The 25,274-nt window shown below is 50.9% G+C and carries 25 protein-coding genes and 1 other annotated feature; of the genes, 23 read left to right on the forward strand and 2 right to left on the reverse strand.

Features of this window, described 5'->3' with window-relative positions:
• The first annotated feature begins 155 nt into the window (after positions 1 to 155).
• The 10 genes from sigG to ACFQ0N_RS24855 all read left to right on the forward strand — a co-directional run bounded on the left by sigG (position 156) and on the right by ACFQ0N_RS24855 (position 9,245).
• Positions 156 to 938, forward strand: coding sequence for an RNA polymerase sporulation sigma factor SigG (gene sigG / locus ACFQ0N_RS24810; RefSeq protein ID WP_379331341.1), 783 nt, complete (start codon positions 156 to 158; stop codon positions 936 to 938).
• Between the two features lie 144 nt (positions 939 to 1,082).
• Positions 1,083 to 1,400, forward strand: a complete 318-nt coding sequence (locus ACFQ0N_RS24815) for a PRC-barrel domain-containing protein (RefSeq protein ID WP_379331433.1) — start codon at positions 1,083 to 1,085, stop codon at positions 1,398 to 1,400.
• A gap of 33 nt (positions 1,401 to 1,433) precedes the next feature.
• Positions 1,434 to 2,312, forward strand: a complete 879-nt coding sequence (gene pgeF / locus ACFQ0N_RS24820; RefSeq protein ID WP_379331343.1) for a peptidoglycan editing factor PgeF — start codon at positions 1,434 to 1,436, stop codon at positions 2,310 to 2,312.
• Positions 2,309 to 3,034: a YggS family pyridoxal phosphate-dependent enzyme gene (locus ACFQ0N_RS24825; RefSeq protein WP_379331345.1), complete on the forward strand. Its 726-nt coding sequence runs from the start codon at positions 2,309 to 2,311 to the stop codon at positions 3,032 to 3,034. The genes pgeF and ACFQ0N_RS24825 overlap by 4 nt, the downstream gene beginning before the upstream one ends.
• A gap of 50 nt (positions 3,035 to 3,084) precedes the next feature.
• On the forward strand, positions 3,085 to 3,540 hold the full coding sequence (locus ACFQ0N_RS24830; RefSeq protein WP_379331347.1) for a cell division protein SepF: 456 nt from the start codon (positions 3,085 to 3,087) through the stop codon (positions 3,538 to 3,540).
• Positions 3,541 to 3,547: 7 nt separating this feature from the next.
• Positions 3,548 to 3,811, forward strand: coding sequence for a YggT family protein (locus ACFQ0N_RS24835; protein ID WP_379331349.1), 264 nt, complete (start codon positions 3,548 to 3,550; stop codon positions 3,809 to 3,811).
• Positions 3,811 to 4,593 (forward strand): YlmH family RNA-binding protein, encoded by a 783-nt coding sequence (locus ACFQ0N_RS24840; protein ID WP_379331351.1) that lies wholly within the window; start codon positions 3,811 to 3,813, stop codon positions 4,591 to 4,593. Before ACFQ0N_RS24835 ends, ACFQ0N_RS24840 begins: the two co-directional genes overlap by 1 nt.
• A gap of 129 nt (positions 4,594 to 4,722) precedes the next feature.
• Positions 4,723 to 5,235 (forward strand): DivIVA domain-containing protein, encoded by a 513-nt coding sequence (locus tag ACFQ0N_RS24845; RefSeq protein ID WP_379331353.1) that lies wholly within the window; start codon positions 4,723 to 4,725, stop codon positions 5,233 to 5,235.
• Between the two features lie 105 nt (positions 5,236 to 5,340).
• Positions 5,341 to 5,622 (forward strand) — a binding site (T-box leader).
• Positions 5,623 to 5,771: 149 nt separating this feature from the next.
• Entirely contained in the window at positions 5,772 to 8,864 is a 3,093-nt protein-coding gene (ileS, locus tag ACFQ0N_RS24850) for an isoleucine--tRNA ligase (protein ID WP_379331355.1), read from the forward strand.
• A 102-nt stretch (positions 8,865 to 8,966) separates the two neighbouring features.
• Positions 8,967 to 9,245, forward strand: a complete 279-nt coding sequence (locus tag ACFQ0N_RS24855) for a DUF5665 domain-containing protein (protein WP_379331435.1) — start codon at positions 8,967 to 8,969, stop codon at positions 9,243 to 9,245.
• A gap of 85 nt (positions 9,246 to 9,330) precedes the next feature.
• Here ACFQ0N_RS24855 and ACFQ0N_RS24860 read toward each other — a convergent pair whose 3' ends face one another.
• Positions 9,331 to 10,047 carry a TraR/DksA C4-type zinc finger protein gene (locus ACFQ0N_RS24860; protein WP_379331357.1) on the reverse strand — a complete coding sequence of 239 codons (717 nt, stop codon included), beginning with the start codon at positions 10,045 to 10,047 and terminating at the stop codon, positions 9,331 to 9,333.
• 200 nt (positions 10,048 to 10,247) lie between these two features.
• Here ACFQ0N_RS24860 and lspA point away from each other — a divergent pair, with 200 nt between their 5' ends.
• The 9 genes from lspA to pyrE all read left to right on the forward strand — a co-directional run bounded on the left by lspA (position 10,248) and on the right by pyrE (position 20,605).
• On the forward strand, positions 10,248 to 10,769 hold the full coding sequence (lspA, locus tag ACFQ0N_RS24865) for a signal peptidase II (protein WP_379331359.1): 522 nt from the start codon (positions 10,248 to 10,250) through the stop codon (positions 10,767 to 10,769).
• Between the two features lie 4 nt (positions 10,770 to 10,773).
• Positions 10,774 to 11,697, forward strand: coding sequence for an RluA family pseudouridine synthase (locus tag ACFQ0N_RS24870; protein ID WP_379331437.1), 924 nt, complete (start codon positions 10,774 to 10,776; stop codon positions 11,695 to 11,697).
• Between the two features lie 321 nt (positions 11,698 to 12,018).
• Entirely contained in the window at positions 12,019 to 12,552 is a 534-nt protein-coding gene (gene pyrR / locus ACFQ0N_RS24875) for a bifunctional pyr operon transcriptional regulator/uracil phosphoribosyltransferase PyrR (RefSeq protein ID WP_379331362.1), read from the forward strand.
• Between the two features lie 20 nt (positions 12,553 to 12,572).
• The gene (locus ACFQ0N_RS24880) at positions 12,573 to 13,466 is read left to right on the forward strand and encodes an aspartate carbamoyltransferase catalytic subunit (RefSeq protein WP_379331439.1); all 894 of its coding nucleotides are present in this window, start codon (positions 12,573 to 12,575) and stop codon (positions 13,464 to 13,466) included.
• Positions 13,467 to 13,490: 24 nt separating this feature from the next.
• A complete protein-coding gene (locus ACFQ0N_RS24885) occupies positions 13,491 to 14,768 on the forward strand; it encodes a dihydroorotase (RefSeq protein ID WP_379331364.1) in 1,278 nt (425 codons plus the stop codon).
• Positions 14,769 to 14,800: 32 nt separating this feature from the next.
• Positions 14,801 to 15,943, forward strand: coding sequence for a glutamine-hydrolyzing carbamoyl-phosphate synthase small subunit (gene carA / locus ACFQ0N_RS24890; protein WP_379331366.1), 1,143 nt, complete (start codon positions 14,801 to 14,803; stop codon positions 15,941 to 15,943).
• Positions 15,930 to 19,139 carry a carbamoyl-phosphate synthase large subunit gene (carB, locus tag ACFQ0N_RS24895; RefSeq protein ID WP_379331368.1) on the forward strand — a complete coding sequence of 1,070 codons (3,210 nt, stop codon included), beginning with the start codon at positions 15,930 to 15,932 and terminating at the stop codon, positions 19,137 to 19,139. Before carA ends, carB begins: the two co-directional genes overlap by 14 nt.
• A gap of 129 nt (positions 19,140 to 19,268) precedes the next feature.
• Positions 19,269 to 19,967 (forward strand): orotidine-5'-phosphate decarboxylase, encoded by a 699-nt coding sequence (pyrF, locus tag ACFQ0N_RS24900; protein WP_379331441.1) that lies wholly within the window; start codon positions 19,269 to 19,271, stop codon positions 19,965 to 19,967.
• The gene (pyrE, locus tag ACFQ0N_RS24905) at positions 19,964 to 20,605 is read left to right on the forward strand and encodes an orotate phosphoribosyltransferase (RefSeq protein WP_379331370.1); all 642 of its coding nucleotides are present in this window, start codon (positions 19,964 to 19,966) and stop codon (positions 20,603 to 20,605) included. The genes pyrF and pyrE overlap by 4 nt, the downstream gene beginning before the upstream one ends.
• 384 nt (positions 20,606 to 20,989) lie before the next feature.
• Here the strand turns inward: pyrE and ACFQ0N_RS24910 are convergent, their stop codons facing one another.
• A complete protein-coding gene (locus ACFQ0N_RS24910; RefSeq protein ID WP_379331372.1) occupies positions 20,990 to 21,187 on the reverse strand; it encodes a hypothetical protein in 198 nt (65 codons plus the stop codon).
• A 422-nt stretch (positions 21,188 to 21,609) separates the two neighbouring features.
• On the opposite strand from ACFQ0N_RS24910, the gene ACFQ0N_RS24915 reads away from it, so the two are divergent.
• The 4 genes from ACFQ0N_RS24915 (at position 21,610) to ACFQ0N_RS24930 (ending at position 25,274) form a co-directional block, all read left to right on the forward strand.
• Entirely contained in the window at positions 21,610 to 22,611 is a 1,002-nt protein-coding gene (locus tag ACFQ0N_RS24915; protein WP_379331374.1) for an ABC transporter ATP-binding protein, read from the forward strand.
• Positions 22,604 to 23,422 carry an ABC transporter permease gene (locus tag ACFQ0N_RS24920; RefSeq protein WP_379331376.1) on the forward strand — a complete coding sequence of 273 codons (819 nt, stop codon included), beginning with the start codon at positions 22,604 to 22,606 and terminating at the stop codon, positions 23,420 to 23,422. Before ACFQ0N_RS24915 ends, ACFQ0N_RS24920 begins: the two co-directional genes overlap by 8 nt.
• On the forward strand, positions 23,412 to 24,209 hold the full coding sequence (locus tag ACFQ0N_RS24925) for an ABC transporter permease (RefSeq protein ID WP_379331378.1): 798 nt from the start codon (positions 23,412 to 23,414) through the stop codon (positions 24,207 to 24,209). The genes ACFQ0N_RS24920 and ACFQ0N_RS24925 overlap by 11 nt, the downstream gene beginning before the upstream one ends.
• A 120-nt stretch (positions 24,210 to 24,329) precedes the next feature.
• Entirely contained in the window at positions 24,330 to 25,274 is a 945-nt protein-coding gene (locus tag ACFQ0N_RS24930) for an ABC transporter ATP-binding protein (RefSeq protein ID WP_379331380.1), read from the forward strand.

The following is a 25,274-nucleotide window of genomic DNA, read 5'->3' on the forward strand; positions in this document are numbered from 1 at the left end:
TCTCTCTAAGTATGCGCTGCCAACTTGAAAATGATGAGAGTTTATGCGGCTTTTTTATGCTCGAATGAGGATAAAGAGCCGTTTTTTTGGCGGGAATAAAATGGAGTGCCAGGGAGATAATGAACATTAATGTTTCTCCTTGGGAGGTAATCACGTTGACCCGAAACAAAGTCGAAATCTGTGGAGTGGATACCGCGAAACTGCCTGTCCTTACGAATGCCGAAATGCGTGAATTGTTTCTGGCATTGCAGACACAAAATGAATGGGCAGCAAGAGAGAAATTGGTCAATGGAAACCTGAGACTGGTGCTCAGCGTTATTCAACGATTCAATAACCGCGGCGAATTTGTCGATGACCTGTTTCAAGTCGGTTGTATTGGCCTTATGAAGGCGATTGACAATTTCGATCTGGGACAGAATGTTAAGTTTTCCACTTATGCGGTCCCGATGATCATTGGTGAGATTCGCCGTTACTTGCGGGACAATAACCCGATCCGCGTTTCGCGCAGCTTGCGCGATATAGCCTATAAGGCGCTGCAAGTCAGAGATAGTCTGACCAATAAAAATTCTCGCGAGCCGACTATTTTCGAAATATCTGAAGCACTCAATGTTCCAAAGGAAGATGTCGTGTTCGCTCTCGATGCGATACAAGACCCGGTATCATTGTTCGAGCCGATCTATCATGACGGCGGAGATCCGATTTATGTCATGGATCAAATAAGTGACGACCGCAATAAAGATGTTTCCTGGATTGAAGAAATTGCTTTGCGGGAAGCGATGCAAAAATTAAATGACCGGGAAAAAATGATTCTTTCCATGCGCTTTTTTGAAGGCAAGACACAGATGGAAGTGGCAGAGGAAATCGGCATTTCGCAGGCACAAGTATCAAGGCTGGAAAAGACGGCTATCCAGCAAATGCAAAAGCATGTAAAAACGTAAAAGCGAATGAAGATCGCTCCCCCTTTAGGCATAACTTTAGGGTGCGCGATCTTTTTTGCGTAGGATGAACATTTTGGGAGGGCGAAAACATATACTGTAGCAATGAAGAGAAACGGATAACTATGGAAGTCGGTGATGAAGCAGATGAAAATATCGGATTTTCAAACAAAAGACGTCATCAATATTGTCGATGGCCGGAAGCTGGGGCAGGTCAGTGATTTGGAGCTTGATCTGCGTCAAGGCCGGATTGACTCCATCGTTGTGCCGAGCTATGCGAAGTTTTTCGGTTTATTTGGAAATTCGGGTTCTGATTTGATCATTCCTTGGCAAAATATCGTCAAGATTGGAACCGATGTAGTGCTGGTACGTATTGATGATACGAAGCCGAATCGTCCTTATGAGGAAGAACAGAGCACCGGCAAAAAGCGAACTGCCGATTTATATTCGCATCCCGCAGGTTAGCTGTGGTAAACTGTGGATGAGGTGAGTTTTTGCATGGAACCGTTTAAACGAGCAGTAGAGGCGGCGAAGGATCCTTCGCTTTTTTTATTGTCGTCGTGGATGGAGCAGTACGGCAGCTTAACGACAGGCTTCACCGGCAGGGAAGGCGGCAGCAGCGAAGCGCCCTGGGGCTCTCTTAATTGCGGCTTGCATGTCGGAGATGATGAGGCCGCTGTCATTCATAATCGCCGCAGGCTTACCGATGCGCTGGCATGGCCATTCGAAGCATGGACATGTGCCGAGCAGGTGCATGGCCATCAGGTATATCAAGTAACGAACGCGGATCGCGGGAAAGGCAGAGCGAGCAGACAGGAGGCCATACAGGCCGCAGATGCATTGATGACCGATGAAAAGGGCATTTTGCTGACGTCTTTTTATGCCGATTGTGTCCCGCTGTACTTTTATGACCCGGCCAATGAGGCTGTAGCGCTTGCCCATGCCGGCTGGAAAGGAACTGTCCAGGAAATTGCCAGGCACACGATCGAGGCGATGGCCAGAGCCTACGGAAGCCGGCCAGAGCAAATTCGCACTGCCATCGGGCCGTCGATCGGCGCATGCTGCTATGAGGTGTACGGGACTGTCTACAGTCAGGTCAGGGAGCTCGCGGAGCGTCTGCAGCCGGTCATGGAGACGATGAAAGTCGCTGTGCAAGCTCCGCTTCAGCCGGCAGCTGAGGGGAAAGCGCGGATAAACTTGAAAGAATTGAACCGACAGATTATGATAAAAGCAGGAATTTTGCCGATGAATATCGAAATGTCACAGTGGTGCACCGGCTGCAGGACAGATTATTTTTTCTCGCACCGGATGGAAAGCGGGAATACCGGCCGCATGATAAGCTGGATCGGTATGAGAAGAGGTGAAGAGCAAGCGTGACGTTGCAGGAAAGAATAGATGAAGTCGAACGTCGTCTTGATGAAGCTTGCCGGCGCAGCGGAAGAACGCGTGAAGATATAAATATCGTTGCCGTAACAAAATATGTAGGTGTGGAAGAAACGAAAAATGTATTGAAGCACGGTCTTTTTCATCTGGGCGAAAATCGTTGGCAGGCAGCTGCCGACAAGTGGCATGCCATCAGCGGCGAACAGTCCGGGGACTCTCCAGTGGCTGTTCAGCCGAATAGCGGACAAGCTGTCTGGCATTTTATCGGTTCACTGCAGACGAATAAAGTGAAGGATGTCGTTGGGAGATTTACATATATTCACAGTCTGGACCGGTATTCGCTGGCGCAAGCGATTGAGCGCAAAGCAGAACAGCTCGGTATCGTTGTCCCTTGCTTTATTCAAGTTAATGTTTCCGGTGAAGCAAGCAAGCAAGGAATTGCGCCGGAGGAACTGAAAGGATTTGCAGAGCAGCTTACCGGGCTGCAGCATATCAAGCCAATCGGACTGATGACGATGGCGCCGCTCGATCAAGAAGCTGAACAGTCCCGACCTTATTTCCGCGCACTGCGTGAGCTGCGGGATGGACTGAACAGCCAGGCTGTACTTCCCGAGCCGATGAACGGCCTGTCGATGGGAATGTCCGGCGATTTTGAAGTGGCGGTGGAGGAAGGGGCCAACTGGATCAGGCTCGGTTCGGTACTCGTAGGCCATTAACGGCAATGAAGCTGCTGGTTTTCTGATCTGGGAAGAAGGAGGAGAGTACGGTGAGCGTGATGAATAAATTTATGAGCTTTCTTGGCTTGCAAGAGGAAGAGGAAGTAATTGAACGGGAAAGAATTCAGCATAATACTCAAGAGGAGGATGCGGAAGCTACCCCGTTCGAGACCCGCAAGCACACGTCCAAAGCTAACAATGTAGTCAGCATTCATTCGCAGAAAAATGTCCGTGTCATACTTTGTGAGCCGAGATCGTATGATGAAGCGCAAGAAATTGCCGATCATCTGAAGACCCGCCGCTCCGTTGTCGTTAATTTGCAGCGCGTCCGTCTGGATATTGCCGTGCGGATCGTTGATTTCCTTGGCGGTACGGTATATGCGCTTGGCGGTTCGATATCGAAGCTTGGACCGAATATCTTTTTATGTACACCGGACTCGGTGGAAATTCAAGGATCAATTTCGGAAATGCTGACTGATGATATTGATTACAAGAAAATGAGGTGACCTTGATTTGCATTACACGCAGCTAATATGGACACTAGAACAGATCTACACCTTCATGATTATCGGCTATGTCCTGTTGTCATGGCTTCCAAATGCCCGCGAAAGCTTCATCGGAGATTTGCTCGGCAAGCTGGTTGAGCCTTATCTGACCCCATTTCGCAGAATCATTCCGCCAATCGGCGGCATGCTGGATATTTCGCCAATCGTAGCTATTTTTGCACTGCAATTTGTCGCTTACGGCATCATTGCGGTCATTAACTTTTTTGTCTGATGAAGCAGGAGCTATACGTACACTTTCACCCTGACGAGAAGCCTTTCGTCGATCGTGCAGCAGAATGGGTGGAGCGAGCCGCCCGTAATCATGAAATCAAGCGCACTGATTTTCTCGATCCGCGGCAAGCGGAGATTGTGACCAGCCTGGCCAACCGTTCGGCCGATGTGCAGCTAAGGCTAGTCGGGGGCTACGATGCGGCTGAGCGCCGGCGGGCAATCATTGCCCCGGATTATTTGGTTCTGGAGGATGAGCCGGAAGGGATCGCGCTTATCAAGATTTCCGGGGGAACGCAAGGCCGGCTCGAGCTGGATCACGGCGATTATTTGGGCGCGCTGCTCGGGCTTGGCATTAAAAGGGACCGAATCGGTGATCTTCACGTGCATGATGAAGAGTGCTACTGCCTCGCTGCCGAGGAAATCGCTGACTATATTAATATACATCTGCGACAAGTCCACCGGGTTCATGTCTTGACAGACATCATTCCCTTGTCCGAGTTGCGCATATCCGCCCCGGATTTGGAGGAAATGAATCTATCGGTGGCTTCTCTGCGTCTGGACGGCATCGCCAGCGATGTGCACCGGATCAGCCGCAGCAAAATTGTCGATCCGATCCGGGCGGGGCGATGCCGGGTCAACTGGAAGGTAGAAGAAAATCCGGCAGCTCAGCTGAAAGCGGGCGATGTTGTGTCGCTGCAGGGGTTGGGGCGATTTCGCCTGATGGAAGTGGAAGGAATGACGAAGAAGGGCCGAATGCGGGTGAAAATCGGCAAATATCGGTAAGTTTGGCAGCGATCCATCAACTACATGGGTGGAAATTGACTGTCTGTGCAGGATTTTTGCCAACACTGTCGAATGCTACATTATTGTATTCTCGAACTTTCGACTTAACATGTTCAGGGAGGTGCGCCAATGCCGTTAACGCCATTGGACATACATAACAAGGAATTCGGCAGACGTCTTCGCGGCTATGATGAAGATGAAGTGAATGAGTTTCTGGATCAGATCATCAAAGACTACGAAGCGCTTATTCGAGAAAATAAAGAGCTGCAAAGTCAAGCCCTCAGCCTGCAAGAGAAACTGAATCATTTTGCAAATATTGAAGAAACATTAAGCAAAACAATTATTGTGGCGCAGGAAGCGGCAGATGAAGTGAAAATCAATGCCAAAAAGGAAGCGCAATTAATTGTAAAGGAAGCGGAGAAGAACGCCGACCGGATCATTAACGAAGCGTTGGCGAAGTCCCGCAAGGTTACGCTGGAGGTAGAGGAGCTGAAGAAGCAGGCATCAATCTACCGTTCCAGATTCCGTACGCTGGTTGAAGCGCAGCTTGACCTGCTTACGCAGACACAAGAGGGCTGGGACAAGCTGGAAAGCAGCAGTCAGTTGTCCAGCGGCGAAGGTTCGCGGCAACTGAACGGCTAACGTATGATTGACAATTGTTATGGATTCGCGTATAACTAGTAATAATTATAATAACTGAGCCAACTGAAGTGGATTTAATATGAGGTTGACTCGCACATTAGTCGAACAATATCGCTGACGAGAACGAGTAAGCTGATGATGTATAGTCTACAGAGAGCCGGTGCTTGCTGAAAGCCGGCGACTGTGCCGCAGCCGAATATCCTCTCCGAGATGCTGCGCCGAACCGTCCTTGACCAAGGATGATAAGCGCTGCCGGAAGTCCACCGTTAAAAGGAACGCAGATCAGGATGTATCGATCTGTGACGAAGTGTCATACAGCGGCCGGCTGACAAGTCTGTTGCCTGTATGGAACAAGGGTGGTAACGCGAGCCAAGTCTCGTCCCTTCTCAAGGGGCGGGCTTTTTTTATTTTATAGAATTTACATGTTTTACCTGATAAATTCTATAAAATTTCAGGGGAAGAAACTTACTTCGCGCCAAGGACGGCGTCAGCCGTTTCTTCTCAATTTTCATTTTGTAATAAGGAGCTGGCAACTGATGCAACGTGTAGATGTCAAAGAAAAAGCAAGAACCCGCGATCTGCGGGTGCTCGCCAAATGGCGGGAGGAAAAAACGTTTCAAAAGTCGATCGACAATCGGGCAGACAAGCCGAACTTCGTATTTTATGAAGGTCCGCCAACGGCAAACGGCGCGCCCCATATCGGCCATGTTCTTGGCCGGGTAATTAAAGACTTTATTTGCCGCTACAAGACGATGTCCGGTTACAGAGTCGTCCGCAAAGCGGGCTGGGACACCCATGGTCTTCCGGTCGAGCTCGGTGTTGAGAAGCAGCTTGGCATCTCGGGCAAGCAGGAAATCGAAAACTACGGCATTGAAGCATTTGTCAACAAATGTAAAGACAGTGTTTTCGAATACGAGCGCCAGTGGCGCGAATTGACAGAAGCGATCGGCTACTGGACCAATATGGACGATCCGTACATTACACTGGACAACAACTATGTTGAGAGCGTTTGGCATATTTTGTCGACGATTCATGGCAAAGGCCTGCTCTATCGCGGGCACCGTGTCAGCCCATACTGTCCGTGCTGTCAAACAACGCTCAGCTCCCATGAGGTTGCACAGGGCTATGAGGACGTGAAGGACTTGAGCGCGACAGTCAAATTCAAGCTCGCAGGCGAAGACGCGTATGCGCTGGCTTGGACGACGACGCCTTGGACGCTGCCTGCCAACGCGGCGCTAGCCGTCAATCCGGAACTGGAATACGTTCGCGTGCAGCAGGATGGCACGGTCTATATCGTGGCTGCAAGCCTTGTCGAAAGTGTAATGAAAGGCGAGTATGAAGTGCTCTCAACCTTGAAGGGCGCTGAACTGGTCGGCCAAAAATACGAGCCGCCATTCCAATATGCTGCAGTAGAAAACGGCCATGTCGTTATTGCCGGCGATTTTGTCAGCGATACGAGCGGTACCGGTATCGTTCATATCGCTCCTGCACACGGCGACGATGACTATAAAGTTGCCCGTCAGAGCGGGGTCGGCTTTTTGAATGTAGTGGACAATGCCGGCAAATATATGGACGTTGTGACCGATCTGGCCGGAAAATTCGTTAAAGATTGCGATGTAGATATTGTAAAAATGCTGAGCGAGCGTTCGCTGCTCTTCTCCAAGGAGCGCTATGAGCATAGCTACCCATTCTGCTGGCGCTGCAAATCTCCGCTCATTTATTATGCGACAGAAAGCTGGTTCATTGAAACGACAGCAGTGAAAGATCAGCTGATTGCCAACAACAACAGCGTGGACTGGTATCCCGGTCATCTGCGTGAAGGACGCTTCGGCAAATTTTTGGAGGATTTGGTCGATTGGAACATCAGCCGCAACCGCTATTGGGGTACGCCGCTTAATGTCTGGGTCTGTGAAAGCTGTGACGGACAATATTCACCGGGCAGCCGCGCCGATCTTGTACAGCGCTCGGTTCATCCGATTTCGGAGTCGATCGAGCTCCATAAGCCTTATGTCGACGAGGTTGAGCTGCATTGTCCGCATTGCAGCGGCGGCAAGATGAAACGTACTTCCGAAGTAATCGACGTTTGGTTCGACAGCGGCTCGATGCCATTTGCCCAATATCATACGCCATTCGAAAATGAAAAAACGTTTGCCGAGCAATATCCGGCGGACATCATTTGCGAAGGGATCGACCAGACGCGCGGCTGGTTCTTCAGCTTACTGGCGGTTTCCACCCTTTACAATGGCAAAGCGCCGTACAAAGCGGTACTTTCTACCGGTCATATTTTGGATGAAAACGGTCAGAAGATGTCCAAGTCGAAGGGCAATGTAATCGATCCGTGGGAGATTATTAATGAGTACGGCACGGATGCCTTCCGCTGGGCGCTGCTCTCTGACAGCGCGCCGTGGAACAGCAAGCGCTTCTCGCGCGGCATTGTAGGCGAGGCCAAGTCAAAAGTGATTGACACGATTGTCAATACGCATGCCTTCTTTGCGCTGTATGCTTCTATCGATGGCTATGATCCGGCTGTGCAGCCTGAGCGGGTATCGGCGGCCAAGCTTGACCGCTGGATCGTCTCGCGTCTTAACAGCGTAGTCAAGCAAGTGAAGAAAGGGCTGGATGCCTACGACTTCCTGAATCCGGCAAGGGTGATTGAAGCTTATGTAGACGAGCTGAGCAACTGGTATATCCGCCGTTCGCGCGACCGCTTCTGGGGCAGCGGACTTACGGATGACAAGCTCGATGCCTATGCTACCCTGCGCCACGTCTTGCTCGCGCTGGCCCGTCTTATCGCGCCATTTGCGCCGCTGCTGGCCGATGATATGTATGGCAATTTGGGCGGCGAAGGAAGCGTCCATCTCGCTGATTTCCCGCAGTGTAACGAAGCGGCTATCGATGCTGCGCTGGAGCGGGATATGGAAACGGCAAGACAAATTGTCGAGCTTGCCCGCAATGTGCGCAATGAAACGGGCATCAAGACGCGCCAGCCTTTGTCAGAGCTGATCGTCGCGTTGGATCATGAGTTTGATGTAGCTGCCTACGAAGAAATTATCAAGGATGAAATCAACGTCAAAGCGATCAAGATTGCCAGCGGGGACAGCGGATTTGTCGATTTCACCTTCAAATTGAACTTGAAGGTAGCGGGCAAAAAATACGGCAAGTATGTTGGGCCTATACAAGGCTATCTCAAATCGCTCGATTCTGCTGCAACAGCAGCAGCTGTTCAATCGGGAGAGCTTAACTACACTACCGAGGGCGGGGAGCTGCTAACGATAACGCTGGATGAGCTGCTGGTGGAAAAGCAGGCCAAACCGGGCTTTGCGGCTGCTTCCGGTTATCAGCTGACAGTAGCGCTCAATACCGATATTACGCCTGAGCTGGAGCAGGAAGGGCTGGTGCGCGAGGTTATACGCGCCGTGCAGGATACGAGGAAAAAGCTGGATCTTCCGATCGAGAAGCGCGTTCATTTGATTTTGCAGGCGGAAGGCGAGATCCGCGAAGCGATTGCTGCATTCGAAGCGGTATTGTTTGAAAATGTGCTGCTGCGCGAGCTTTCCTACGATTCCCGCCCAGACATGGAAATGGTACGAATCGGAGAGCAGGAAATCGGGATACTAATTGCCGATTAACGGGAATAGTAACGGGTATAGTAATCTGGTTAACATGATGTGGAGGAAATACCCGTGAGCGAAGAAACAAAGCAATTGAGCGCACTCAGGCGTTCGCTGACGATGCTTGAACGGCGATTGGTCAAAATCGCGGAAGAGTTGGAACGATCGCAAATTGCGGAATACGTCGATCTGCTTAATCGCCCTTTTTCACTTATTTGGCGAAACCTGCTTGCGGGGACAGCGCGCGGGATCGGAATTGCGATTGGCTTTACCTTTTTCGCGGCGACCATTTTATATATCCTTCAATTGCTAGGCGCGCTTAATTTGCCGATTATCGGAGATTACATTGCCGATATTGTGCGTATTGTTCAGCATCAGCTGGAGGGCAAAGCTTACTAGCTTGGCACAAATCCTCCAGTTTACAGCAGCTGTAAAGGGGCCGTCGCAAAATTTATCTTCGATAATTTTGGACGCCCCTCTTTTTTCACATCTTGGACCAGTCGTTCGGGTAACTGTCCGCATCATATTCCAATTCACGGTCGCCCTCTGGGCCGTCCATGTAATCGTAAAAGGCCTGATTGCGGATAACGGTTCGCACTGTGCCTGTAATATCAGTGGCCAGAAAGGTTTCCAGCGCTTCGACATATTCCGGTTCGTCCATCCCGGGGCTGATATTGGCGTAATCGTCGACATCTCTGTTTTCCGACATAGCGGGGGAATCAGAATTGCCCCATTGCGCCACTACCTGCCACGTATCTGTGCGGTCGCCGCCATCGTAATCCAATCGACTTAATGATCGCTCCATGATCTGTTCTTCAATGGGACGCCGATCGGATACTTCCTGTCTTGGCGCATGCGCTATACAATATTGCGCTTCAGGGACAGCTTGGAGACGTTCCAGCGGAATGGGCTGCCGGCATGTAAGGCAAATTCCATAACGCTGTTCCTTCATAGCAGTCAAGGCTTCTTCGATTCGCGCAAGCTTTAGTTCATCATGCTCCATTAGCGCCTGATCTTTGCCGCGTTCGTACATTTCAGTGGCCAGGTCTGCAGGATGATTATCAGCAGTGGAGAGCTCGCCGGTCTGCTCTCTTTCAGACTGTGCCGTCCCGAACTGGTCATTTGCAGCAAGGCGTTTTAGCAGAAGCTGCCGTTCTTGCTCTAATTGCTGTCGCAACTGCTGCAGCTGATTTTGGTTCATGCGAATGATCGACCTTCTTTCTGTTGAGGAATGCTCTTAGTGTGAGCTGCCGGTCTGTTTTTTACATGAGAGGCGGGCAAAAGTTTTCTCCAGACCTTGCTCATGCTGGCATGGCAGGGAATTTATTTAAGGCAGCAGGGTAATGCTGGTAGGTAAGCAGCTCAATATGCTACAATATTCGGGAAGAGGGGGATGATGAGTTGCGGTTCTATTATTATTGGATTGCTTTATTTGTATTTGCCATCGATTTTGTCACGAAAAAGATTATTGAGACACAGCTCGAATTAAATGAACAAATTGAAGTGCTTGGCGGATTTTTTGTCATTACATCGCATCGCAATAAAGGGGCGGCCTTCGGCATTCTGCAGGAGCAGACGACCTTCTTTATCATTGTTACATCGCTCGTAGTAGCAGGGATCATCTGGTATATTCAAAAAAACCGCCAGCACGGCTCAAAATTGCTGCTAATCGGTTTAGGGCTCGTACTGGGCGGCGCCTTCGGCAATTTCCTTGACCGCGCCTTGTACGGAGAAGTCGTTGATTTTCTGCAATTTACGTTTGGCACCTATGTTTATCCGATTTTCAATCTGGCCGATTCGGGCATTGTAATCGGGGTAGCCATGATTTTGCTCGATTCGCTGCTTGCAATCAGGAGAGAAAGCGGAGATAAAAATGGAAAGAACAATGAAAATGGACAACAGCCAGAGCAGCCGGTTCAGTAACGACATGGACGAAGTGCAGCAATTTGAGATCAGCGCGGAAGAAGCGGGAGAGCGGCTGGACAAGTATGTAACGGAAGCAATCGACGATTCTTCTGTATCGCGGTCACAGGTGCAGGAATGGATTAAAGCGGGGGCAGTGCTCGTCAATGATAAGCCGCTCAAAGCCAACTACAAGCTGAGTGCCGGAGACGTCATCGCCGTGCAAATTCCTGAGCCGGAAGCGGCCGTCATCGCCCCGGAAAATATTCCGCTTGATATTGTGTATGAAGATGCGGATGTTATTGTAGTCAATAAGCCGCGGGGAATGGTGGTGCATCCTGCTGCCGGCCATTACTCGGGCACACTCGTCAATGCGCTCATGTTTCATTGCCAGGATCTGTCCGGCATTAACGGCATTATGCGCCCGGGCATTGTGCACCGCATCGACAAGGATACATCGGGCCTCTTGATGGCGGCCAAAAATGATCTGGCCCATGGATCGCTCGCGGAGCAGCTGAAGGCCCACACCGTTACACGCAAATATATCGCTTTGGTGCATGGCAATGTGCCGCATGAGCACGGTACGATAGATGCGCCAATAGGACGGGACCCCCATGACCGGAAAATGTTTACCGTAAGCGAGCATGCCAGCAAGCGGGCCGTGACTCATTTTGCTGTTGTAGAACGGTTCGGGCAGGATTATACGCTGCTGGAGCTTCAGCTCGAGACGGGCAGGACCCATCAAATTCGTGTCCATATGAAATATATCGGCCATCCGCTGGCCGGCGATCCGGTTTACGGGCGAAGCAAAACGATAGGCATGCAGGGACAAGCTTTGCACGCTGCAATTCTTGGATTTATCCATCCGCGTTCAGGGGAATATTTGCAATTTGAAGCCCCGATACCGGCCGATATGGAGCAGGAATTGACAGCTCTGCGCACGCGTTAACGGCGCTAAAGCAAGTTCGACAAAAAATTATGCGATCAGTCTATTTTCTCTTGACATAGAAAGTCGGAAATGGGATAATTCTTTTTGAAATAAGAGTACCTTTAACTCAGTCCAGAGAGGCTGGCAAGGTAGCGTGAATAGTGAAATCAATGCAGGCTGAATGAGCAACCGGTCATCAAGGTCGACTTTTGTCGACTTCAGATGTCAAGCAGATTGCTGTTCATCTCTGCTGTGATTTACCGACCCCGCACTCCTTGCGCAACCCGCAAGGAGTTTTTCATGTTGCCAGACAAATGCATCGTTGAGGAGGGGACACAACGCATGAACGAACGAGTCATTATGGACGAAACGGCGATCCGCCGTGCGCTCACGCGTATTGCCCACGAAATTGTCGAGAAAAACAAAGGAATTGAAGACTGTGTGCTGGTCGGCATACGGACGAGAGGCATCTATATTGCAGAACGCATCGCTGACCGCATTCGGGAAATTGAAGGCTTGCCGGTAGAAGTAAATGAGCTGGATGTGACCTCTTACCGCGATGACCGGGAAACGGCGAAGGCGACCTTCTCTTCAACTGAAGGCGAGCAGCAGCGGCTCGATGTAAAGGACAAGCGGATCATCCTGTTCGATGATGTGCTGTATACCGGGCGCACGATTCGCGCGGCCATGGACGCCTTAATGGACTGCGGGCGGCCGCAATCGATTCAGCTGGCTGTGCTGGTTGACCGCGGCCACCGCGAATTGCCGATCCGGCCCGACTACGTGGGCAAAAATGTGCCAACCTCAAAACAAGAACAGATTGTAGTGTCGCTTCTGGAAGTGGACGATGAAGATGAAGTAACGATAAGCCATTAAGGAGGCGCCTTAAGGTGACAATGACAACATTGAAGCAGCGCAGTTTGCTAGGATTGAAAGATTTGGACAGGGCGGAGATCGAGGCTATTCTCGATCGCGCAGCTTACTGGGAGCGCCACCCTGAGAAAGTCAATCCGGTCATGCAAGGGAAATTTGTCGCAAATATGTTTTTTGAAAATAGTACAAGAACCCGCTTTTCATTCGAGGTAGCGGAAAAGAGATTAGGAGCGGAGGTGCTCAACTTTTCCGCCGCTGTATCGAGTGTTCAAAAAGGTGAATCGATTTATGACACGGTTCGGACACTAGAATCAATGGGAATCGACGCGGGTGTCATCCGCCTGAAGCCGATCGGAGTGCTTGCCGAGCTGGCTGCGAAAATTAAAGTGCCGCTTATAAATGCAGGTGACGGAAACAATGAGCATCCTACACAGGCGCTGCTTGATCTCTACACAATGCGCAAGCAGTTTGGAGAACTGAAGGGACTGACGGTTTCGATCATCGGAGATGTGCTGCACAGCCGGGTAGCCCGCTCAAATTTATGGGCGCTGCGCAAGTTTGGAGCGAAGGTGCAATTTTGCGCACCGGCGAATATGACGGCAGCTGAGCTGGACGTTCCGTATGTATCGATGGAAGAGGCTTTAAAGGCCGATGTTGTCATGATGCTGCGCGTGCAGCTGGAGCGCCATGATAGCGGCATGATCAAATCTGCCGAAGACTATCGGACTCACTTCGGTCTTACGAATGAGCGAGCGCGTTTGCTTGCGCCGCATGCAATTATTATGCATCCGGCGCCGATCAATCGCGGTGTAGAAATCGATGACGAACTGGTGGAGCATGAACAATCGCGGATTTTCCCGCAAATGCAAAACGGCGTGCCAGTGCGAATGGCAGTCGTAGAACGGGCGCTCGGATAACGGTTTGGAGGGAGAGGGACAATTATGGCAACATGGATCGTGAATGGGAAGCTTTGGGATGAGGAAGCAGGCAAGCTTGCTGATAAACATATTAAGATCGAAAATGGCGTCATAGCGGATATTGCAGACCGGGCTGACACGGCTGAGAACGATGAAGTGATCGATGCACAGGGAAAGCTGGTTTCCGCCGGATTTATCGATATGCACGTTCACTTGCGCGAGCCGGGCTTTGAATATAAAGAGGATATCGCGAGCGGCACTCGCTCGGCTGCTGCCGGCGGCTTTACGACGATCGCCTGCATGCCGAACACGCGGCCGGTTACCGATACGCCGGAAACAATCCGCTACGTGCTCGATAAAGCGGCTAACGAAGGGATCGTAAAAGTGCTGCCTTATGCAGCAATTACTAAAAATGAGCTCGGCCGCGAGCTGACCGATTTTGCGGTGCTTAAAGAAGCGGGGGCCATCGGCTTTACTGATGACGGCGTAGGCGTCCAAAACGCACAAATGATGAAAGATGCGATGAAGCTGGCTCATTCGCTCGGCATGCCGGTTATCGCGCATTGCGAAGACGATTCGCTTGTCGTCGGCGCGGCAGTTACGGAAGGGGAATTTGCCCGCAAACACGGCATGAAGGGGATACCTAACGAATCGGAAGCGATTCATGTCGGGCGGGACGCGCTGCTGGCGGAAGCAACAGGCGTTCATTACCACGTCTGTCATGTCAGCACGGAACAGTCTGTCAGACTTATTCGGTTGGCTAAGCAAAACGGTGTGCGCATAACTGCAGAGGTTTGCCCGCATCATCTCGTATTGTCAGATGAAGATATTCCGTCGCTTGACGCCAACTGGAAAATGAACCCGCCTCTCCGCTCGCCGCGTGATGTTGCGGCTGTTATCGAAGGCTTGGAAGACGGCACGCTCGATATGATCGTTACTGATCATGCGCCGCATAGCGCCGAAGAAAAAGCGCGCGGCATGGAGCTGGCGCCTTTCGGAATCGTCGGGTTCGAAACGGCATTCCCGCTGTTGTACAGCAAATTTGTGCAAACCGGCAAATGGACGCTCGGTTTTCTGCTGAAAAGAATGACTTCTGACCCGGCGCGCGTGTTCGGACTATCCGAAGGGCAGCTTGCTGCAGGCGCTCCGGCAGATATTACGATTGTCGATCTGGATTCGGAACGGGAAGTGGAGCCGGAGAAATTCGCTTCGAAAGGCAAGAACACGCCGTTTGGCGGCTGGAAGCTGCAGGGTTGGCCAGTACTGACGATGGTGGATGGCAAGGTCGTCTGGGCTGAATAAATATAGATACTTTTACGAGGAGTGAGACGCAGATGCAAGCAAGATTGTTATTAGAAGACGGAACATTGTTTACCGGCCTGGCATTTGGCGCGGAAGGACAAACAGGCGGTGAAGTTGTATTTACAACCGGAATGTTCGGTTATCAGGAGTTGCTCACTGATCCGTCTTTTTGCGGACAACTCGTAACGATGACTTATCCGCTCATCGGCAATTATGGCATTAGCCGCGATGATTTCGAATCGATCCGTCCGGCTATCAGCGGTCTGGTCGTTCGTCACCATGAGCCGGTGCCAAGCAACTGGCGCGCGCAATATTCACTGGATCAATGGCTGAAGGAATACAACATTCCGGCCATTAGTGAAATCGACACGCGGATGCTGACCCGGATTTTGCGCGAGAAGGGCACAATGAAAGGGATTATTACAACTGGCACCGAGCGTACTGAAGAGCTGCAGGAGCGGCTGGGAGCTATTCCGCAGCTGCAAGACCAGGTTGCCCACACATCGACCAAAAGCATCTATACAAGCCCAGGCTACGGTGAAAGAATTGTACTTGTCGACCTCGGCGCGAAAAGCGGCATTTTGCGCGATTTGACGCAGCGCGGCTGCGATGTGATCGTCGTTCCTTATGATACGACCGCAGAGCAAATCCGCAAGTTTAACCCGGATGGCGTACTGCTGTCCAACGGCCCGGGCAATCCGCAAAGCATCCCGCAAACGATCGAGACGGTACGGGAACTGCTTGGCGAGTATCCGATCTTCGGCATCTGCCTCGGACATCAGGTGTTCGCACTCGCATGCGGCGCTACTGCATCAAAAATGAATTTCGGCCATCATGGCAGCTACCCTGTAAAAAATGTGAGCTCGAATCGCTGCCACATGGCGTTTAAAAACCATAACTATACGATCAATGAAGATTCCGTAGATGCTGCTAATTTGGAAATTACGTACAAAAACAACAACGACCGTTCAGTGGAAGGCTTGAAGCATAAAACTTACCCGGCGTTCTCGGTGCAATTTCATCCGGAAGCGTCGCCGGGGCCATACGATTCGAAATATTTGTTCGACGAATTCCTGGAAATGATTCGTACGCACAAACAAAGCAATCCGCGTAAGCCTCGTCAAATCGAGCTTGCAGAATCATTGAGAGGAGAACTGCAATATGCCCAAAAATAATGAGTTGAAAAAAATTCTTGTCATTGGTTCTGGTCCAATCGTCATCGGTCAAGCGGCCGAATTTGACTATGCCGGCACACAAGCTTGTCAGGCGCTGAAAGAGGAAGGCTATGAGGTTGTGCTTATTAACAGCAACCCGGCCACGATTATGACGGATACGAATATGGCTGACAAAGTATATATCGAGCCGATTACGCTTGACTTTGTAACGCAAATTATTCGCCAGGAGCGTCCGGACGGCTTGCTGCCGACGCTTGGCGGACAAACGGGACTCAACATGGCTGTCGAGCTGGCGCGCGCCGGCGTACTGGAGCGCGAAAATGTCCGCTTGCTCGGCACACAGCTGTCTGCCATTGAGCGTGCAGAGGATCGCGATCTGTTCCGCGAGCTGATGCGCGAACTGGAGCAGCCGGTGCCGGAAAGCGACATCGTAACGACAGTGGAGCAGGCGATCGAATTTGCCAATGAGATCGGCTATCCAATTATTGTACGCCCCGCTTACACCCTGGGCGGCACAGGCGGCGGCATCTGTTCAAATGAAGAGGAACTGGTGGAAATTGTATCCTCCGGTATCCGTTACAGCCCGATCGGACAATGTCTCATTGAGAAGTCTATCGCCGGCATGAAAGAGATTGAGTATGAAGTATTCCGTGATGCCAACGACAACTGCATCGCAATTTGTAACATGGAAAACTTCGATGCCGTCGGCGTTCATACTGGTGATTCCATCGTCGTAGCGCCTACTCAAACATTGTCGGACCGTGAAGTGCAAATGCTGCGCACGGCTTCGCTTAAAATTATTAGCGCTTTGAACATCGAAGGCGGCTGTAATGTTCAGTTTGCCCTCGATCCGCACAGCTACCAATATTATGTCATCGAAGTAAATCCGCGGGTAAGCCGTTCCTCGGCACTGGCCTCCAAAGCGACAGGCTATCCGATTGCCAAAATGGCGGCAAAAATCGCTGTCGGCTACACACTGGATGAAGTAATCAATCCAGTAACCGGACAGACGTATGCGTACTTCGAACCGGCACTGGACTATTTCGTAGCGAAAATTCCGCGTTGGCCCTTTGATAAATTTACTTCTGCAAACCGCAAATTAGGTACGCAAATGAAAGCGACTGGCGAAGTAATGTCCATCGGGCGGACATTCGAGGAAGCGATGCATAAAGCGATCCGTTCACTGGAAATCGGCGTTCACCGTTTCCGTCTGCCTGAAGCAGAGCAACTGGACGATGAGACTTTGCGCTATCGCCTGGAGACGCCGGATGACGAGCGGTTGTTCCTGATTGCAGAAGCGTTCCGCCGGAACTACGCGCTGCAGGACATTCAGGATATGACCCAAATCGACTGGTGGTTCCTTCATAAAATTGAAGGTATCGTCCGTTTTGAGGATGAGCTGCGCCAAGCGCCAAGCTTGACTGGCGACCTGTTGTACCGTGCGAAGCGGCTGGGCCTTGCTGATCGCTCGATCGCGGAAATTCGCAATGAAGGCAAGCAAGGGGCAGAGGTAACAGAGCACGACATCCGCGCATTGCGCAAAGAACAACAAATTCAACCGGTCTATAAAATAGTGGATACTTGCGCAGCGGAGTTTGCGGCATCCACCCCTTACTACTACTCCACTTATGAAACTGAGAATGAAGTAGTGGAAACTGGCAAGCAAAAAGTGCTCGTGCTCGGCTCCGGCCCGATTCGGATCGGTCAAGGCGTAGAGTTTGACTACTCGACCGTGCATGCGGTATGGGCGATTCAAAACGCAGGCTATGAAGCGGTCATTATCAATAACAACCCGGAAACTGTATCGACAGACTTCTCCACATCGGATCGCTTGTACTTCGAGCCGCTCTTCTTCGAGGACGTCATGAACGTGATCGAGCAAGAAAAACCGATTGGTGTTATCGTGCAGTTCGGCGGACAAACCGCGATCAATCTGGCCGCTCCGCTGACGAAAGCCGGCGTGCGCATTTTGGGCTCTGATCTGGAAAGCATTGACGCTGCAGAAGATCGCAAAAAATTCGAGGCACTGCTGCGCAAGCTGAATATTGCACAGCCGAAAGGCAAAACAGTCATTTCGGTGGATGAAGCGGTAGAAACGGCGCAAAGCCTCGGCTATCCGGTGCTGGTCCGTCCTTCTTATGTCCTTGGCGGCCGGGCAATGGAAATTGTCTACTCCGACCAGGAATTGCTCAGCTATATGGAACAGGCTGTACGCATCAACCCTGAGCATCCAGTATTGATTGACCGCTACATGCTAGGTAAAGAAGCCGAAGTAGATGCGATTTGCGACGGAGAGACAGTCCTCATCCCGGGCATTATGGAGCACGTAGAGCGCGCAGGCGTTCACTCCGGCGACTCGATCGCCGTATATCCTCCGCAATCGCTGTCGGAGGATATCAAGCAGCAAATGGTCGACATTACGATCAAGATTGCTAAAGAGCTGAATGTCATCGGTCTCGTTAATATCCAGTTCGTCATCTTCCAGGAGCAAGTGTACGTCATCGAGGTGAACCCGCGTTCGTCCCGCACGGTACCGTTCCTGAGCAAAGTAACGAAGATTCCGATGGCAAACCTGGCGACGAAAGCGATTCTGGGCACAAAAATTGCTTCACTCGGCTACAAAGAGGGGCTGTGGCATGAAGATAATTATGTATCGGTAAAAGTTCCTGTCTTCTCCTTTGCCAAGCTGCGCCGCGTCGATCCGACGCTGACTCCGGAAATGAAATCGACCGGGGAAGTGATGGGACGCGACCAGCAATACGCAAAAGCACTGTATAAAGGCCTTGTCGGCGCAGGGATGCGCATTCCGCCAACAGGCGCGATTATTGCGACTGTAGCAGATAAAGATAAGCCAGAAGCCATTGAAATTTTGCGCGGCTTCTATGACCTTGGCTACAACATTATTGCAACAGGCGGCACGGCAACCGCGCTGGAAGAAGCGGGACTGCGTGTCAAGCGCGTTAATAAGCTGAGCGAAGGCTCGCCGAATATCCTTGATCTGATCCGCGACGGACAAGCGCACTTTGTCGTTAACACCTTGACCAAAGGCAAAGCGCCGGAGCGCGACGGCTTCCGCATCCGTCGGGAAGCAGTAGAGAACGGCGTTGTATGTATGACTTCCCTGGACACTGTACGCGCATTGCTTAATATGCTGGAGACGATCAACTTCTCCTCACGTCCAATGCCGGTACTATAAGTCGTCATCATGTGAATGACCCGTCGCGAACGGGATGAGAAAGCCTGCCGACAAGCAGGCTTTCTCCATAATAATGAGGAGGCGGCAATATTGACGAGGCTGACACGGGAGGCGGCGGCAGGGCGCATCATGGTAGCGCTGGACTATCCTGACGCTGCGGCGGCGGAAGCGTTGCTGCGCAATCTGGAAGGAATCGCCTGCTATATCAAGGTCGGCATGCAGCTGTATTATTCAGCTGGACCGGCATTTGTGTCTGGTTTAAAGGAACGCGGCTATCTTGTTTTCCTTGATTTGAAAATGCATGATATCCCGAATACTGTTAAAGGCGGAGCGGGAAGTATAGCGAAGCTTGGCGTAGATATGTTTAATGTCCATGCTGCCGGCGGCGTGCGGATGATGGAAGCGGCTCTTGAGGGCGTGGACGCAGCGTTAGGCGGCGGAGGCCGGCAGCGGCCGACCGTCATTGCCGTCACGCAGCTGACTAGTACGAGCCAGCAGGTAATGAATGACGAAATCGGCATCGCAGGCTCGACTGAGGATGCTGTTATCCGCTACGCAAAGCTGGCCAAGCAAGCGGGCCTTGACGGAGTGGTCGCATCTCCGCAAGAGGTAAGAGCGATTAAAGAAGCTTGCGGCGAGCGTTTCCAGACGATCACCCCGGGCATCCGTCCGGCAGGAGTTGATGTCGGCGATCAATCGCGCATTATGACGCCGCGTGAAGCGCTGCTGCAGGGCACGGATTATATGGTTATTGGCAGAGCGATCACTGGCGCCGCCGACCCGCGCCAAGCATTGGAAAACATTATTGAGGAGCTGATTGGATCATGAGTACATTAGCGCAATTGCCGCTTGAAATCGCACAGGAGCTGCTGAAAATTGGAGCTGTCGCTTTGCGGCCGGACGAGCCGTTCACTTGGTCTTCAGGCTTGAAGTCTCCTATTTATTGCGATAATCGCTTGACGATGTCATTCCCGGAAATCCGCGAAAAAATTGCCGAGGGCTTTGCGGCGATTATCCGGGAGCAGTATCCGGATTGCGAAGCAGTAGCCGGCATTGCCACAGGCGGAATTCCACATGCCGCTTGGGTCGCGCAAAAGCTGAACTTGCCGATGTTGTATGTGCGGGATAAAGCAAAAGGGCATGGCAAAACGAATCAAATTGAAGGCCACTTTTCGCCTGGACAAAAGGTTGTCATGATCGAGGATCTAGTCTCTACAGGAGGAAGCTCGCTGAAAGCGGCGGTTGCCGTCCGCGAGGCAGGCTGTGTCGTACAGGGGGTTGTTGCAATTTTCACTTATCAATTCCCGCAAGCGGCAGCCGCATTTGCAGAAGCGAATATTCCGCTGCAAACCTTGTCCAACTATTTGATATTGCTGGACGCGGCTGTGGCAAACGGAACTGTAAAGCAGGAGCAGCTGGCAATGCTGCAGGCTTGGCGCGAAAATCCGCAATCATTTGGCGTATAAATAAAGTAAGAGCCGCCTCAAATTTATTGAGGGCGGCTCTTTATGTGTCTATCATATTAAGTCAAGCGGACACACGATCCGTTATTTTGTCGAATATGCTAACGGATGTCACGACCGCTATTTACGCAAATTCGGCCGATCTGAAATTGTAACGGAACTGTGCGCCGCTATTTGATGATGACGAGCCTGATTTCGCAAGAAAACGTCTAAATAAGATCGCTCACATCCGTTAGATTTCAAAAAGAGGGGTTATTTGCGAAATAACGTCTGTGGCTTCCCTTAGATGAAACCGCTTTGCAGCTTGCCCCTTCTTCGGAGCTCAAACGACTGACCACTGCTGACGGCGATGAAAAGCTAGCCGCTCATAGTCATACCGCGAGCCAATTACTGTGCAGCCAACGTAAGCCAGGAAATGACACCGATCGTTAGAAACATCAGCGACGTAATAAAAATAATATAGCCTGCCTTCGTATCTGTCTGGCTATATTTATCATAGAAATCCGACTTTGTGCGGAAACTGCCTAACCGTAGTTCTCCAACAAAATTCGAAGCAGTCAGCAAAAAATTTCGCAGCTTTAACATTGGTCGTTCCGCCCCCTTTTTTCTCTATCGTTTGTGGCCTAATCGTAACATATCTATGAAGCAATTCCAAGTTGATGAACAGATGCGGACAAAAAAGATTGAAAAATCAGAAAATATATTGTCATGCTGGAAATAGGATGGTAATATGTATCATCAAACGGAAGGGTTTCTAGGGATCCGATGGCGCAGCTTTGCTTCAGCGCCAGCTCGAACCGAGCGAAACCGGCATGAATATATTGTCGTGCTACACCGTAGGGATAAAAGACCTTCGGCAAGTTCCGCCTAAATTATTGGCGGCGCTCGCTCGCGAGGTTTTTTTGATTTTCTAGAATTTATCGTTTCACTCGATAAATTCTAGAAAATTTCAGGGGAAGAAACTTGCCTCGCGCCAAGGACGGCGTCAAGTGGAGGGCGAATAAGAGATGTACGCGTTACAAACGACAGCGTTGTGTAAAACTTTTTACAGCAAACGCAAAAGAGAGGGGCTTGCCGGCAGCATACGCGCTTTGCTGAAACCGGAATGGGAGGAAAAGCGGGCAGTCGTCGATATTGACCTGTCAGTTAGGCGAGGGGAAACGGTTGCGTTTCTAGGACCGAACGGGGCGGGGAAATCGACGACAATCAAAATGCTGACCGGCATTTTGCATCCCAGCTCTGGTCATGCCGAAGTATTGGGCTTTGTTCCGTGGCGGGAGCGAACGCAGCTTGCTTTTCAGATCGGTGCTGTCTTCGGGCAAAAATCGCAGCTATGGTATCATCTCCCACCAATTGATACTTTTGAGCTGCTGAGCCGCATTTATGAATTGAATCGTCATGATTATATTCAGCGGCGGAATGATCTGATCGAGCGTTTTGAACTGGGCGCGTATTTGCACACACCGGTCCGCAAGCTGTCGCTCGGTGAAAGAATGCGCTGTGAAATCGCGGCTTCCTTTTTGCACCGCCCCAAATTGCTGTTTCTCGATGAACCGACAATCGGGCTCGATGTGGTGATTAAACAGCAAATTCGGCAGTTAATTCGCACATTGAACCGCGAGGAAGGAACGACTGTCTTTTTAACCTCGCACGATGCGGGCGATGTGGAGGAGCTTTGCACCCGGGCTGTCGTTATTCACCATGGCGGGCTATTGCTTGATCAAAAGGTCGACCGTTTGCACCAGGAGGTGCTCAATCAGAAGGTCGTTTCACTGCTCGTAAAACCAGGAAGCGTAATCAGCCCCACAATTCCCGGCGTATCGGTCAGCGCGCAGGATGAGCGCAGCTATAAGCTGGTCGTTGACCTGAGCCGTACCAATATGGAACAGGTGTTAGGCGCAGTCATTGCGCAGGCAGCAATCGAGGATTTGACCATCGAGAACCCGCCGATGGAAGAAATTATTCAGCATATATACGGGATGAAAGGAGGAGGTGCGGGGGATGAGTGAGCGTTTGCTGCGTCTGGCTGCGAAAGGCAGCAAGCTGAAGGGACTGGGCATCATTACGATTCAGCAGCAGTTGGCCTATAAAACGGCATTTGTTTTGCGCGCTTCCTTTTTACTGCTTATATTGTACGTTTTTGTTCAGCTGTGGACGGCAGCCTACAGCGGCGATACGGAACGGTTAATCGCGGGCTTTTCCTTGAAGCAAATCATTTGGTATTTAGTATTTACGGAGGCATTGACGATGGCAAGCCCCCAGCTGTGCATTCGGATAGAAGAAGAAGTGAAAAAAGGCGAGATCGCGGTCAGGCTCATTCGTCCTTTATCCTATATCGGATTTCATTATACGACTTATATGGCGGAAGCTTTGTTTCGTTTTTTTATTCATTTGGCAGCCGGCAGCGCAATTGCCTGGTGTTTTGTCGGGGCTCCTTCCTTCGGGTTAGGCTGGGCCAATTATTTAGCCTTAAGCGCGGGTGCGCTGACGGTTGCTTTTTTGCTGAACGCAATCGTTGCCTTGTGTGCATTCTGGATTGAGGAGACAAGAGGATTAGAATTTGTATTGCAAAAGTTGAACTTTACCGTAGGCGGCATGCTGCTGCCGATCGATCTTATGCCGGAATGGCTGCAGCAAATATGCGCATGGCTGCCCTTCCAGGCAGTGCTCTATTTGCCTGCACGTGCGGCAGTAGCTGTTCAGGATAGCAGCTTGCTGCATTTTTTGGCCATTCAGTGCATCTGGATTGTTGTACTGGCCATTGCCGTAATGGCGATTTACCGGAAAGGGGTGAAGAAGCTTCATGTCAATGGAGGGTAGCAAACATCGGATATTTCCTTTTTTATGCGCCTGCTGGAAAGTGAATCTGGCTTCGGCGCTGGAATACCGCATGAGCTTTTTTCTGATGGCGGGCATGATGTTTATTAACAATTTGATGTGGCTCTTTTTTTGGAGCTTGTTTTTTCAGCGTTTTCCGGTTGTTAATGGCTGGGAGTTGACCGATGTAATGATGCTCTGGGCGGTCAGCGCAGGCGGGTTCGGCTGGGTAAGCATATTTTTCGGCAATTTTAGCCGTCTTGCTGAACTTATTGCAAATGGGCAGCTCGATGTTTATTTGTCGCAGCCTAAGCCTGTGCTGCTGCATCTGCTCGTCAGCCGGATGTCACTTACGGCGATAGGGGACTTTCTATTTGCCATAGCGATTTATTGCTGGGTCGGGGAGCATACGGTGCGGGGGATGGCGCTTTTTGCCTTATCGCTATTCATAAGCGGTCTACTGTTCTTGTCTGTTATGGTGCTCGTCGGAAGCCTTTCTTTTTTTGTCGGCAATGCAGAAGGAGTGGTGCAGCAGACCTTCAACAGCTTTGTTGCCCTGACCACCTATCCGGCCAGTATTTTTAAAGGTTGGGCTAAAATCATATTATTTACGGTTTTTCCTGCGGGGTTAATCAGTTCCCTGCCGATCGGGCTGCTGCGCGAATTTGATCCGGTTTTTACAGCCGCTGCCATTGGAGGAACATTGCTATTTTTTGCGGGCGCCATGTGGCTGTTCCACCTTGGTCTGCGCCGCTATGCGTCAGGCAACGCTATGCTGCTGCGGGGCTAACTACATCCCGAGACGGAGCGCAAAACCTTCTCTAGCCTGTTATGCCGCGGCCGGCTATCCGTTATGATTGGCTTAAGAAAATCGTTATGCTAAATTTTGGCGGATTGGAGGACTGAACCGATGTCAGAAGGAACGTCGGAAGTGCTCGTTGTGGAACGGCTGCAGAAGTCTTTTGGTACAGTGAAGGCTGTCGAGGAGATTAGCTTTCGAGTGAGGGCAGGAGAAGTATTTACCATTATAGGACCTAACGGTGCCGGCAAAACGACAACATTAGAGATGATTGAAGGGCTGCAGCGTCCGGATGCAGGGTCGATTACAATTTTGGGCAAAGCTTGGGATCAACAACGCCATGACATTAAGCAGCGCATTGGGGTACAGCCGCAAACCAGCGCTTTATTCGATCTTTTGACCGTGGAGGAAAATTTGCGCACATTCGCGTCCTTCTATAAGCGCAGCTTGCCTGTCGAAGGAATTCTCGAGGATGTCAACTTGACCGACCATCGCAATAAACGAGTTAAAGCATTGTCCGGCGGGCAAAAGCAGCGGCTGGCGATCGGGCTGGCGATGATTAATGATCCGGATCTCATCTTTTTGGATGAGCCGACGACCGGACTCGATCCGCAGGCGCGGCGCAATATATGGGACATTATTTTAAAGCTTCGCAAAAGCGGCAAGACGACTGTGCTGACAACTCATTACATGGAGGAAGCGCACAAGCTGAGCGATCGGGTCTGCATCGTTGATCAAGGCAAGGTGGTCGCCCTTGATACGCCGCAAGCTTTGATTGCCCAACTGACCAAAGAACGGGAAATTCGCCTTCTTTTTGCCGATGGAGATGAAGCCGCTTCGGATTCGGAACGATTTGCGCTAAATGATGAAGCGGTAACCCGGGTAAAACGAACGGGCAATCAGCTGACGGTCTGGTCGACGCAGCCTGAAGCGACGCTGTATCATTTATTTGGCTTTACCTCGGAGCGGGCGTTTGTGATCGATCAGGTATCGATTCGCGAAATGAGTCTTGAAGATGTCTTCATTGCCTTTACAGGCAAGGCTTGGAGGGATTAA

Origin of the sequence: Paenibacillus sp. GCM10027626, from assembly GCF_042676285.1 — a bacterium.
GTDB lineage: Bacteria > Bacillota > Bacilli > Paenibacillales > Paenibacillaceae > Paenibacillus_Z.